Origin of the sequence: Butyrivibrio fibrisolvens (assembly GCF_037113525.1) — a bacterium.
Lineage (GTDB): Bacteria > Bacillota > Clostridia > Lachnospirales > Lachnospiraceae > Butyrivibrio > Butyrivibrio fibrisolvens.
In genome coordinates this window covers 672118-685992 of record NZ_CP146963.1, presented here as the reverse complement: position 1 = coordinate 685992, position 13875 = coordinate 672118, and the positions used below count along the sequence as shown (strand labels likewise).

Sequence of the window (13875 nt, the reverse complement as noted above, 5' to 3'; positions counted from 1 at the left end):
GATCAATCTCCATTCACTGACTGAGGATATATAAGAAGGGCAAAATGGTATGCCACATACTGTCTAGCGCTGACATTAAGATGAATATTATCGTTTAAATACTCATCTGAATCAGCCTCTGTAATAAATCCCATATAATCATCTATAAACGATACATTAAGTGCTTCAGATGCCTGGAAAAGACGTCCATAATAGTCTGTAAGAGTTCCGTTACCGTAGTTAAGGACATCACCAGGCTGCATTGTGCCCGACTCATCAGGCGCAAGGCAATATGTAAAAGTATTGATAACTATTCTTATATGTGGATATGCTTCATGAATCGCCTTAACTCCTGCAGCAAATCCTCCCATATAAGTATATTCATCAAACTCATATCCTTTGGTCATGAGATTGTCTACGTCAGTAGGATTATAAAGAACTCTCTTCTGAACATAGTCATTGCCATCATACATGATGCACAGAGTATCTATGCTATTAAAATCAATACTCTGCAAAGTCTCAACACTCTTCACGTAATCAGTTCCCATGTCAGCTGCCTTATTAGAAAGCTCAGAATAGTCTCCATTCCTAATAGCTTTGGCAACACCTACAAAACTGAAAGTATCTATTTCTGTGCCTGCTCCCATTGGAGCATATGCAACTGTCGTTCCGGGAAAAGACACATTGTACACAGTAGCACCTGTCTGATCAGCGATCATATTTGCAAGACCTGTTTCTTCATCTCTGTCATAGGAAAAGACATCATTACCAAGGCACAGAATTGCATCTGTTCCATCATCTTCGTGTCCTTCAAGGTCTGCATCCAAAGGATAAAGGACATTGTCCTCTGCATTCAGACTGATCTCCGGAACATAATCAGGATCATATTCAACTGTTATTCCGCCAAACTGAAATTTCCATATAACTCCCAGAAACAGTACTACAAAACCAAGAATTACTATAAGCAGGATAACAGGAAGGCTTATCTTCCCTCCATTTGCTTTTACATTACTTCCACGTCTACGTCTTTTTCTGTCCATGTAAAACCTCTTTATTATGCCTGACCACGCCAGGCCTTTTGAAATATCGTCAGTTATCTTTTTCTACCATAGGATCCAGATATATACTGTATCCATCCATCTGGGCCAGAAGCTCAAGTCCAAACTCCTGCGGATCCACATCTGTAGGAATACTCATGTTAAGCACAACATACATGCACTTGGCCTGTCTTGTTGTTTCAAGAAGAGCTTCAACATTATAACTTCCGCCGGGAGCTATATTCATCTGCTCATAAACAGCGTTCCAATAATCCCACTGAGCCTCTACATAATCACGGCCATACGGAAGCATTATATCAGTATTGTACTGTCTTATAAAATATACAAGTTCCGGTGGGCAGGCTGCTCTTACTCTTGCCTCTCCCTCTTCAGGAGCAATCAGATTACAGATATCTATAGCTGCTGTAGGAATATGAAATCTGTTTTCTGCTTTTGTAATATATTGACTTCTATATACAAGGCTAAAACCGCTGCATACAATAACAACAGCTATTGCAACTGCGAGCCCGATCTTTCTTTTCCTGTCAAAGATCCTGCAGAAAGCATAAGCAACATCTACTCCCATAGGAACAAGCCACAGTACGCGATAATAGGTATTGTCTTCCATACCAACCTTCTCATACAAAGCTTCTGTAAAAGGCATAAAAAACATAACAGTAATAAAGAGAGGTGCTACACCCAGAATCATCTTTTTCCAGGTGATCTTCTCTGTGACTGTAATATATATCGCACTGGCTATGAATAGTAGCGGCAGGATACCAGTTCCACAGTATGAGACAAAAGTATCAACCGCTTTTAAAAAATATTGAAGCATATAAAACCTTCCTGATCACAAATACTTTTAAAATAATCTGTCAAAAATCTTTGCTGAAATCCATCACAAAACATCTCATCAAAGACTAAGATACATAAGCAGATAAATAACATTAGGTATGAATGTGAGTGCGGCCATTCCTATAAGTGAAAACTTCCTGTATCTGATCAAAAGAACCAGAGTACATGCACCGATCAGAATTCCGCCAAGCATTACTCCCAAAGATGAAAAGACTCCGGAAGCCATATTTACCAGTATCATAAGAATCCATGGAGCAATCTTATTAATGTTTGAAAGATTCTGCTTGTCCTCTCTTTCCAGATCCTCTCCTATCCACAGGAAAAGCCACAAAAGAAGGGGAATCGCCACATTAGCAAGCATGGACTTGCCCTGCCATGTTCTTGTAAGAAAGAACGTCTCCGCTGTTGAGATCGATGTATGGCCAAACATCTGGAATACTGCAATTATGATCATGAACATAGGAAGCTTATTAGGGTTTCTTCTAAAGAGCATGCGTCCTATCTCAATATAGATAATGTAAGTAAGCGGTATGAGGAATAAAGGAAGAAGTGTATGTGCAAGGATTGTCGCATGCACTCCTGATATCTTCGCTACAAAAGCGATCCACATAGTAATAACCGCAAGACCATGTCTTTTATCAAATGTTGTTGAACCACCTGTATAAGGAAGAATTGTATTCATGGTATCCGTCTGAACTGCAAGAACAGATTCAACTACATAATAGGCATCATCTCCGTCAAAAGAAGCAAAAGTAAATGCCATGATTAGCTGGACAAGAACTAATAGTCCAAATAAAACCCACAATATCTTGCCTTCAAGAGAATAACGTACTCTTCTTCCATATACGTCACCCCTTGGATCCATATAGTCCTCAGCAAGGACATGCTGTTCTCCCGGAAATACCGCTTCAAGTCTGTGCTTTATACCTCTATAGGTAATGGAATTGAGCTCACCTGAAGCAAGGTCTTCCTGCTTCTTCTTACGAATAAGGACAACTCCTATAAAAAGTCCGATCGATGCAAGAAGTATTTCTACTCCAAGGTAAATCCTGCAGCAGATAGCAAAAGCGCTGTACGTAATAAGAAGCATACAGGGTATTGCTACAAGCTCAAATACGGCAAGCGATAAAAGGTATCCTGCAATAAAAGTCACCGCCCATGACCTTCTTCTGTCAGGCAGTATACTTGCAGGTATTATTCCAATTAAAGTCGGCACAAGAAGTAGCCATAATATCAGTATTACAAGTGTATAAATTGTTCCCATTTAATATCCATCACTTTCAAAATATCTTAAATATACGGTATAAACTGCGCTTAAAGAGCTTATAAACATCTGCTAATTCAGATAATCTTCAATCTGCCTGTTCATGCATGAAGGAATATCGCCTTTACCATTCCATACATCAACCCACTCTATGATTCTGTCTATGGCATCACTTATAGTGGTCTTATTCTTCCATAAAAGCCTTGTTCTAATCTTAGATGTATCAAGTTTTAAAAAGCCTGCTTCATGAGGGCCCATATCAGATTCGCTCTTCCACGAAGCACCTTCATGATCCTTGTTCCATTTATTACAGAACATATCCGTGATCTCACCCGTTGTAAGAATATCTCCTTCATCAGGTCCTACATTATAAGATCCTTCAAAAGATATATCATCATACTGCATGGCAGCAAGGAGAAGATACGCATATACAGGTTCCATGACAAACTGATATGGCCTTATGGAATCTTTATTTCTAACTATTATTTCATTTCCTGATAAAACGGCTCTTATACAGTCAGGAATGATCCTGTCTCTGGCAAAGTCGCCTCCGCCTATAACGTTACCGGCTCTCATAGTAGAGATAGTGCACTTCCTTTGACCAGTTCCAAAAAATGAATTCTTGTAAGAATATGTGACCAGTTCGCTACAGGACTTGGAGTTTGAATATGGATCAAAGCCGCAAAGTTCGTCCGTCTCTCTATATCCCCACTCCCATTCGTTGTTCTTATAAACCTTATCTGTTGTAACATTCAAAACAGATCTTACGCTGTCTGTCAGTCTTACACATTCAAGAACATTGACTGTTCCCATAACATTAGTCTCATAGGTCATCACAGGTTGTTCATAAGAAGTCCTTACTATAGGCTGTGCTGCCATATGAATTACGATCTCCGGACAGGCTTTATCAAACGCCTTCTTAAGAGATTCAAAGTCTCTGATATCGCCTGTTATTGAATCGATATGGTCTTTAATATCTGCTATATCAAAAAGAGCAGGATCTGTCGGGGGCTCTAGAGAATACCCTGTAACCTCAGCTCCCATCTGTATAAGCGTCCTGCACATCCAGCTTCCTTTAAAACCGGTGTGCCCAGTGACGAAAACTTTTTTACCTTTATAGAAATCTTTTAATGAAAGTGTGTTTTCTTTCACAAAATTCCTCCATACAGAATAAAGTCTGAAAATCAGATTCCATTATCAGTATCCTTGGGATCAGCTGCTGTATCAAACTGTATTTCCAGTATTCTCAGGATCACCTTTATCTACATCAAAGCCAATCCTCTTTTCTTCGACTACAACAGGTCTGTGAATAACTCTGGTATTGATGTTGAGAATATATTCTCCCATCAGTCCTATGAAAAAAAGCTCTATCGACATGAAAAAGAACAGTCCGACGATAAGCGGGGCCTGACCTGCATCAAATCCGTACCAGTTGGTAAGCTTAAGCACAAGATATACAAGTGCAACTACAAACGACATTAAAGAACAGATAAATCCAACTATTGTAGCAACGCGAAGTCCGACTTTTGTATAGGATGTAATGCTTAGCATCGCTGCATCGTACAAGGTATAGAAGTTATTGTGAGTCTTACCCGCACGTCTTTTAGGCTGCTCATATTCTATAAGCTTAAGGTTAAAGCCTGCTCCGTACTCGGCAACTATTCCCCTTATAAAAGGAACAGGATCATTAAGCTTTCTAAGAAGCTGTATGAAAGTCCTGTCATAAAGTCCAAAACCTGTAAAATGCTCTATCATATGAACCTGTGACATTCCCTTTATAAGCTTGTAGTAGATACTTCTAAGAAAATATATAAATCCGCTCTCTTTGCTTGATGACTTAACACCCGATACTATCCTGTGCCCCTTTTCCCATTCATGAACAAAAACAGGTATAAGCTCTACAGGATCCTGAAAGTCTGCACAAACAGGTATAACGCAGTCGCCATCAAGACTGCACATTCCATGGAATGGTGAATTAAACTGTCCGAAGTTTGTTACGTTAAATATAGCTTTGATCTTTTTATTTCCTGCGCAAAGCTCTTCTATCTTATCCCTTGTTCCGTCAGTTGAAGCATTGTCTATAAAAACGATTTCATAATCATAAGAAGAAAGATCCTTTTTTAAGACATTCTCAATGGCACTGCTTATGGGGCCTACATTTTCATATTCATTAAAACATGGAATAAGTATACTTATCTTTTTCATAGATTCCTTTTGTTTTCAATCGAAAACTACAGTATTAGCAAGTTTTTCTTCCCTTGAAAGAAATGGCGCAAGGTCATCCAGTGAAGGAGATACAAGACTTCCATCCGGAAGCTTTTTGGTTGCAGACTTAGGTTCAAAGAACTGCTCAGATGAACAGAACACTTCACATATGGAAAAAGAATCTTCTCCCAGAGTTTTGGTAATGCTCTCTTCAAGCTCTTCGTTACTGTGACATGAATAATAAGGATAGCCATAAGCAGCTGCGAGCTTTGAAAGATCAGGGAACGATAAGCCCCCGCTCTCAGGCCCTATTCCTACGAAATGCTTATCAAAAAGATTAGTCTGTGTCTGCCTTATAGAATGATAACCATCGTTATTTATAACAAAAATATGTATAGGAAGTTTATTCGTAACTATAGTCTGAAGTTCCTGAAGATTCATCTGAATACTTCCATCACCCGTCACAAGACCAACTTCTTTCCCGCCCAGTGCAATGCTTGCTCCAATTGCAGCAGGAAGGCAATATCCCATAGATGCTATTGCAGAGTTTATGATAAAGCGCTGATCTTTTTTGATATAAAAAGAATGACTTCCTACAACGCAGGCTGAGCCGTTACCAACAACTATAGTGCTTCCTTCAGTAAGCTTTTCTGAAAGCTTTCCAAAAAAGGCATATGCATTAGTCTTTCTTGTATCAGTGAGCTTATCATCTGTAATGACCGGATAGGCTTTTTTCCAGAAACCGCAAAGGCTGTTCCAGTCAGAAGGCCTTGTGCTTTTTCTTATCTCTCCTGCACTTTCTTCAATATCTTCTGAAGATCCTTTGAGCTTAACACTGCAAGACTTATATAAAGGCTTATCTATATGAAGAAGAACCCTCTTCTTATCAGAATCTGAATTAGAATCTGATTTTGAATCTGAATCAGAAATCGCCTTATCTATTTTATAAAGAAAATCCGCTGCATCCGCCCATATAGGCATATCTACATGGATCGTAGGTTTCAAAAGCTCAAAACGGTCAACGTCAACATCTATAACATAAGCATTAGGAGCCCAGGCTTTATAGTTATACCCAACCTGTCTTATAGAAAGTCTGTTGCCAACAGCCAGCACCAGATCAGCATTTTGAACAGCAAAGTTGCCGGCACGGTCACCCATGATTCCGCCTCGGCCTACATATAACGGATTACTATCTTCTATTAGATCAATGGAATTCCATCCGGTCACAACCGGGATTCCAAGCTTTGGAACAAGCCCTTTAAATATCTCATAAGCTCCTGATGTTCTTATGCCGCTTCCTGCATATAAAACAGGTCTTTTTGAACTTTGTATCTTAGAAAGGACGCTTGAAATAGTATCATCAGATACATCTCTTGGAATGTCCTTATCGTCAACGCGCGGATCATAAGCTTCAAGTTTATCAGGATCTATCATCTTAGCCTGAATATCAACAGGAATATCAACCCATACAGGTCCCGGTCTTCCCGTCACAGCAAGATGATATGCTTTTTCCATTATTCTTCTTATATCAGAAGCTCTTGATACCATCTCCGCATATTTTGTCATGTTCTTTGCAGATAATGTTATATCAAACTCCTGATCTCCAAGCGCACGAAGAGGAAGCCCGGTACTTCTGGAAAAAGTATCATATCGGACCTGTCCGCTTATAACAAACATAGGGATCGAATCAAGATACGCTCCGGCTACTCCAGTCATTGCATTGATACCGCCTGGGCCTGTCGTAACGCACACGCAGGCAGGACCTTCATGTATCCTTGCATAACTTTCTGCAGCCATACTGCACGCCTGCTCATGATGATTAAACGTAAGTTTTAGTTCATCATATTTCCCAAGGCTGTCATCCAGGTGCATAGCGCCTCCTCCGACAACCATGAACACCTGATTAATACCATGCTGCACAAGAAACTTTGCAACATAGTCTGAAAGTTTGATAAGTGCCAAAGCCAAATCCTCCCATAGTCCCTCTTATTTTATCAAAAAGAAACCACAATGTCACGAATGGCCGGATAACTCTAGGCAATAAGAAAAAGACCTATACTCAAGCAATACGCTTTAGTATAGATCTTATCTATTGTTACTTAAAATATACTTAAATTACTCTGGCGACAATATACTAAAATTAGATGATCTCGCCTTCTTGGCATTTATTATGCCTGATACTTCTCAAGCTCAGAGAAGTCTGTCATGATGTCAAGAATCTTCTTACGACCAGGTTTGTTGAGCTTAATGTACTGCTTCATTACACGGTTCTCAACGATGCTGTTTCCAAGATCCTGTCCTCTTTCAAGTGGAGTGAAGTCTACAGGGTTAAGGTTAAGTCTGTCGCACATACGAATAACAGTACCATAAGCCATACCCTCGATACCACGGTCAAGCGCTGTTACAAGTGTGCTGTATGGAATTGACATTTCAATAGCGAACTGTCTTACGCTCTTATACTGTGATAAAATTTCTTTCTTTAAAATCTGTGCCTTTGTCATTGGTGTCCACCTCCTGGTATTGGTAATTTTTCCTGATTGATTCTAAACATACCAGTCCAACCTGATATGTGATACGCAATAATTCCGAAATAAAAATCCCGGTTACATTTACATCAGCTACAAAGTATAAAACATAAACTGTTTTACGACAACCCCTTTTTGTGTAAAAATTCCGTGAATCTATATAGAATTTTTGTACGTTTTTTTGGTAAAAATTTAAAAATGCCTAATCAGTGTTTATCAGTCCATATCATGGCTTTTGGGCGAAATCTCAAAAGTCTCCATGAATTTTACACACAAATCAGGCATTTTTATATGATTTTTTTTGGTTATTTTTACAGCAACAAACGTTATCTTATAAAACAATCACTTTTATATCATAAAATAGTAATGTATGATCTTGCAGTAATTTTCGCATTTGAAATTATAACACATAAAACCGTTATTGCAAGTACGAAACAAAATAAATTTTAATCTTTTCAAAATTTGTACTTACAGGATAAAAAAAATGCTCTTAAGAGTGATTATTTTGTATAAATTCTCTTAAACTATCCTCAAATGACATACAAGGCTTCCAACCTGTGTCTTCAATCAGCTTATTTCCATCAGGCTGAAGTGAGATAAAAGGCTTTGGATCATCTCCAAATGTTATCTCTGCCATCTTGCCTGATCTTTCAAACACCCACCTGTTAAGCCTCTCTACATACTGTTTCAGGACAAGGCACCTTCCGTCTGTGATGTTATATATCTCTCCATCTCTTCCTTTTTGGGATATAGCAATAAGAGCCCTTGCACAGTCACCGGCGTCCAGATAGTTCCAGCTCTGTCTGCACGAAGAAAGATTCATCTTCATGCCATTTTCTGCCCTGTCTAAAAGATCCGGGATCATTCTTCCATGAGGTTCATACCTTCCTATCAGACTAAAAATCCTCCCCCATACCCATTCCATATGAAATGAGTCCGCCAGATTTCTCGTCATATAGCAAGCTGCAACTTTGCAGGCTCCATATGCAGTCACAGGGCAAGGTGCCATATTTTCATACTGTATCTTCTCTGTAGCCCCATATTCTGCCTGAGACCCGATTCCCACAAAGCGTCTGCATCTTGTCATCGCAGCTGCCTTAACAGCATGAATAGCGCCTTCTACATTGATCTTTTGAGCTTCAAAATCGTTTCTGTCTCCACCCCACATAAGGTGAAAAAAGGAATCGAATCTCCTCTCCTCATCTTCAAGTTCAGGGAATCGCTCAAATATCTCATATGGAAGTCTTTCAAGCTCATCCATTTCAAGCGGGATTATATGAAGATCATCAGAGTCTATTTCTTCCAGCCTTGCATTGTTCGGTGATGCAGGCCTTACCACCGCAAATACCTCAAAGTTATTATCCAAAAGTTCCAAAACAAGATTTGCTCCCGCAAACCCTGCTGCCCCTGTTACTATGACCAGTTTTTTATTATCTTCCATAAGTTTTTCCTTTTCTTAAGCCTTCTCGTCCTCTCTACATTTTCATGTAATGATAGCTTATAATCCCAAAATCCGATATAATGTATATAAAGATAGTTATTTTTTTATCAATTTACTAAAACATCCTTTAAAGGAGAATGTACCATGTCGGAGATATCCGTTTGTATTATATCCAAAAATGAAGAAGAGAATATCGAAAAATGCCTCAGAGCAATTACTCCTCTTCAGAGCGAGATAATCCTGACGGATACCGGAAGCACAGACAATACTGTAGAGATAGCCGGCAAGTATACTAAAAATATATTCCACTTCGACTGGTGTGATGACTTTAGTGCAGCCAGAAATTATTGTGCTGCAAGGGCTTCGAACGACTGGATCTTATTCATTGACTGCGATGAATACCTCGTTCTTGCGGATATTCTACGCCTTAATGCGATCATAAATGAGCATCCGCTCGAAATAGGAATGGTCAACAGAATAAGTCCATATCCCGGAGATGAATCCAATCAGTCCAGACACGACTTTGTTGCAAGGCTTTATAACAGAACTCTCTATTCATACAAAGGCAGAATCCAGGAAACAATTGAGCCCATCAACACAGATCTCGTTCCCATGGATTATGACAGCCCAAAATATTTTGAGATACCTCTCACCTTTTATCATGCCGGATTTGAAACCATCAACAACAGGAGAAAAAAAGCTGAGCGCGACCTCACTCTGCTTCAGGAAACCCTAAGGACAGAAGGTCCCACTCCATATACCTATTATCAGCTTGGTAAATGCTATGTTGCAATGAAGGATCCTGCTCTTGCAGCCCACTATTTTTACAGCGGAATATCGCTTCACCCAAATCCTGTCCACACCTACGTTCACGACATGATAGAGAGCTATGGTTTCTGCCTGTTAGAGCTCAAGCAATATGATAAAGCTCTTTCTCTTGAACAGTATTATGAATTGTTAGAAGGCCGCGCAGACTACGTATATCTCATGGGCCTTATATACATGAATAACGCAAGATACGACGAAGCCATTACCCAGTTCCAGAAGGCCATGACCATCAAAAACTATTCTATCGAAGGTGTAAACACCTATGCACCCAAATACAATATAGGCCTCATATACGAAAGCCTTGGAAAAAGAGATCTGGCACTTGAGTATTACCGTGATTGCGGCGCATACGGTCCTGCACTAAAAAGAATAGCTGCCATAAGCTAGAGTATTACAGTATTAACACTCTTAGGAATACCCTCCTCACAACCTTTTGAAACTATCAGATATCCATCATTTTTCAAAAAGTGAATAAGCTTCATAAAGAGCTCATCTTTGTTCTCGGCATATTTAAGTGCATCATAGATACATATTATGTCAAAAGAATGTTCAGGGAACGGGAGGGTCGTTTCTTCGATATTACCTTTTATGATATCTCCCATATATTTACCAAGGTAGGCTACATCTGCAAAGCTTTCCACACCTGCAACATAGCAGTTGGGGTACCTGTATTTAAGCGCAGACATATTAGTTCCAAATCCACAGCCGATCTCAAGAAATCTAAACCACGGATATACAGGCTTGCCGCTAGCCCTTCCTTCAACTATGTCTGAAACAACCTTCATCAGTTCTTCATATACGCCTTCATACTTCCAGACATCAAATCCCCATTTATCTTCAAATACTTTTCTATTCATAGCCAAAAGATTCTTCTTGTTCTCTGAAGGCTCACCATCATCGCCGCCCTGATGATATACAAAAGCATTATGACACAGTATCTGCCGAAATCCCGCCTCAGCTATCCTTACGCCAAGATCATCATCCTCAAAATATGCAGGTGTGAATCTCGGATCAAATAACAGCTTTCTTCCGCGCATACTTTTTAGCATATCCTGGACAGACTTGGGAAAATGCTCTTCTTCCTGAGTCGTATGCTCGATAAAAACACAGTTGACAGTCTCTCTTGATATAAGCTCACAAAAGCCTGTAAGCCTTACCTTATCTTCATATGGATTTTCCAAAGGAATATTATGGGCTGCTCCATACTTTATGGCTGCCGCTATTCTGTCAGTTGTTCCAAGAAATACCTCTACGCTTTGCTCTGTAGCATTATTGGAAACAGCTCCTACTGCGCCAACACATGTGTTTTCATAAAGCGCCATTCTCATCCAGAAAAGTGCTCCGGGCGTAAGAACAGCGTCATTGTTTATAAGAAGTACATCATTATCTTCCACACTGGCAATGACACCTATATTGCATCCAACAGAAAAGCCCACATTATCGCCATTTTCAATAAGTCTTATCCCCGTCTGCTGCCTCAGCCACTGCGCTATTCCGTCAGTAGAAGCATTATCAACAACGATTATCTCATCTCCTTCAAGGCACTCATCTTTAATAGCCTTAATGCATTTTTTCATGAGCCATTCATCATTGTATGACAACACGACAAAAGACACATTTCTGACTTTAAAGGAAGGGTTATTTTTACACTTATCAAGCTCTTCCTGTATGGGTGCTGTATCTTCAGGAAGAGTACAAAATCTCATTGCCTGCTCAAAGCAAAGATAGGCCTGATCATTATTGATCCTCTTATAAATAAGGCCAAGCATATAATAAAGTTCGTAATTACGTTGATTTTTGGAAAGACCTTTTCCAATTGCAAGAAATTCACCACGAAAGTCCCCGAGAGCCTCACATACAGTAGCCTCAAGAACATGAAGTTCTTCAGGATTTTCATCGTCGCCTGATATGAGAGCCTGGCTCTGTTCAGATTCTTTGAGCTCCTTGATTTTCTCAGATGCCTTGCGATAATCTCCGCTTTCAACCAGTGATCTGATATTCTCGTACATAAGAATCAACCTCCTCGGCAGGACTCCGAAAAAAATTAACCGCTCTTTATATACCATTATAATTTGAATATTAATTTTATACAAAGGGCTTTATTTTATGCGCCTTTGAAACGTATTTTTCAATTTTTCAGGCCCCCGGAACATACGATAAATCGTTCTTAAAAAATAAAAAATAATAAAATTTTGTCATTTTTAACGAAATTTAGTTGATTAATAATGTTTTTTATGATAGTATCATAGTAAGTAAAAGTATATTTATAGCCAAAATGGCTTGCCCAGCAAGGAAATCGCTAAAGGAAGAGCGAGACGTATCAGCCAGAAGAAAGGATTAAGGCTGAAGATTTTTTATAAATCTACCTTGCATCAATCATGGAAGAAAGGAGGGCATCATATATGGCAAATAATATAATGTCGAATGGCATATATAACCATTTTCTGACATCTTATGCATCGAATGATATCACTAAAGCTGATTCTCATAAAAAAGATGAGCTTAAAGATATCTATAAATCGATTGTCCGTATTAACAAAGATTCCCCTCTTTATCTTCTGAAACAGGATAGTGTTAATGAGGAAACTGCTATTGCGTTCAAGGAAAGTGCGCGCAAATTGCAGGGTGATCTGGCGGCACTTAAAGGTGACGGCGAAAACAGCGACTTTAATACCAAAGTAGCTTTTTCGTCTAATAATGATGCCGTAACAGCAACTTATATCGGTTCTTCAGAAGCAGATCCGCCATCCTTTGATATAACCGTAGAAAGACTTGCCAGATCTCAGGTCAACACAGGTAATTTCCTTCCAAATACCAAGACTACGCTTGAAGAAGGAAGTTATTTCTTCGATGCTAAGATTGGCGAACAGAGTTTTGAATTCCAGTTCTCCATCGGAGCAAATGATACAAACCTTGAACTCCAACAAAGAATTTCAAGGCTTATCAATAAATCAGGTGTAACTTTAGAAGCTGAAGTTATAAGTAATGAAAATGGTGAAAACGCTATAGAAATAAGGGCTTCACAAAAAACTCAGCGCAGCGATCAGTCCAAACAGTTTGATATACGTGATGCTCTAAACAGCCCACGTCATGGAATCGTTCCATATTTTGGCATAGATAAGACAAGCGTTGAGCCTACCACAGCACAGTTTACAATTGGAACAGATTCGCATACTTCCCAGTCCAATCACTTTACTGTAGCATCTGTTTATGAAATAGAATTAAAAGAGCCAACAGGCGAAAATGGACCTATACACATTGGTGTTAAATCAGATAATGACGCCCTTGTTGAGAACGTCAAGAATCTTGTTGCAAGTTATAATAACTTCCTTGATTCCGTATCGCAGTCCAATGATAACGTACAGGCAAGAGCTAAGATGCAGGCATCTATTAAATCCGTAGCTTCGCAGCACAAGTCCGGACTGGAAGAGATAGGAATAAGCCAGCTTGAAAACGGAAATCTTGAGCTTCATGAAGAGGCTCTTAGAAAGCTCCAGCAGACTTCCGATGATCCTTCCAAGCTTATGGTTCCTGTAAAAGAATTTGCAGATAACTTAAAGGGTATCAGTAAAGAAATCATGCTGGATCCTATGAAGTTCACGCAAAGACCTATAGTTAACTACAAGAACCCAGGCCACGAATACGCTAATCCTTATGTGACCAGTGAATATTCGGGAATGATGTTTAATAACTATTGTTAAGTGCATGTGAGGGGTTCCTGAGGATGGCAGCCTAAAAATG

Annotated in this window: 11 protein-coding genes; 2 read left to right on the top strand and 9 right to left on the bottom strand. The window is 39.4% G+C overall.

Annotated features, from left to right (window positions below):
* Positions 1–2: 2 nt before the first annotated feature.
* The 8 genes from WAA20_RS02705 to WAA20_RS02670 form a co-directional block, all read right to left on the bottom strand.
* Positions 3–1019 (bottom strand): hypothetical protein, encoded by a 1017-nt coding sequence (locus tag WAA20_RS02705; RefSeq protein WP_073388600.1) that lies wholly within the window; start codon positions 1017–1019, stop codon positions 3–5.
* Between the two features lie 49 nt (positions 1020–1068).
* On the bottom strand, positions 1069–1851 hold the full coding sequence (locus tag WAA20_RS02700) for a hypothetical protein (protein ID WP_073388601.1): 783 nt from the start codon (positions 1849–1851) through the stop codon (positions 1069–1071).
* A 78-nt stretch (positions 1852–1929) separates the two neighbouring features.
* Positions 1930–3135 (bottom strand): DUF6077 domain-containing protein, encoded by a 1206-nt coding sequence (locus WAA20_RS02695; RefSeq protein WP_139263786.1) that lies wholly within the window; start codon positions 3133–3135, stop codon positions 1930–1932.
* A gap of 72 nt (positions 3136–3207) precedes the next feature.
* A complete protein-coding gene (gene rfbG, locus WAA20_RS02690) occupies positions 3208–4287 on the bottom strand; it encodes a CDP-glucose 4,6-dehydratase (protein ID WP_073388604.1) in 1080 nt (359 codons plus the stop codon).
* A 72-nt stretch (positions 4288–4359) separates the two neighbouring features.
* The gene (locus WAA20_RS02685; protein WP_073388606.1) at positions 4360–5340 is read right to left on the bottom strand and encodes a glycosyltransferase family 2 protein; all 981 of its coding nucleotides are present in this window, start codon (positions 5338–5340) and stop codon (positions 4360–4362) included.
* Positions 5341–5355: 15 nt separating this feature from the next.
* A complete protein-coding gene (locus WAA20_RS02680; protein WP_242951192.1) occupies positions 5356–7302 on the bottom strand; it encodes a thiamine pyrophosphate-binding protein in 1947 nt (648 codons plus the stop codon).
* A gap of 206 nt (positions 7303–7508) precedes the next feature.
* The gene (locus WAA20_RS02675) at positions 7509–7841 is read right to left on the bottom strand and encodes a transcriptional regulator (protein WP_073388607.1); all 333 of its coding nucleotides are present in this window, start codon (positions 7839–7841) and stop codon (positions 7509–7511) included.
* 514 nt (positions 7842–8355) lie between these two features.
* On the bottom strand, positions 8356–9306 hold the full coding sequence (locus tag WAA20_RS02670; RefSeq protein WP_073388609.1) for an NAD(P)-dependent oxidoreductase: 951 nt from the start codon (positions 9304–9306) through the stop codon (positions 8356–8358).
* Between the two features lie 144 nt (positions 9307–9450).
* On the opposite strand from WAA20_RS02670, the gene WAA20_RS02665 reads away from it, so the two are divergent.
* Positions 9451–10521 (top strand): glycosyltransferase, encoded by a 1071-nt coding sequence (locus tag WAA20_RS02665; RefSeq protein ID WP_073388610.1) that lies wholly within the window; start codon positions 9451–9453, stop codon positions 10519–10521.
* Here WAA20_RS02665 and WAA20_RS02660 read toward each other — a convergent pair.
* Positions 10518–12143 carry a glycosyltransferase gene (locus tag WAA20_RS02660; protein ID WP_073388612.1) on the bottom strand — a complete coding sequence of 542 codons (1626 nt, stop codon included), beginning with the start codon at positions 12141–12143 and terminating at the stop codon, positions 10518–10520. The genes WAA20_RS02665 and WAA20_RS02660 overlap by 4 nt on opposite strands.
* 393 nt (positions 12144–12536) lie before the next feature.
* Between WAA20_RS02660 and fliD the strand changes: the two genes are divergently transcribed.
* Positions 12537–13835, top strand: coding sequence for a flagellar filament capping protein FliD (gene fliD, locus WAA20_RS02655; protein ID WP_073388613.1), 1299 nt, complete (start codon positions 12537–12539; stop codon positions 13833–13835).
* Positions 13836–13875: the final 40 nt, after the last annotated feature.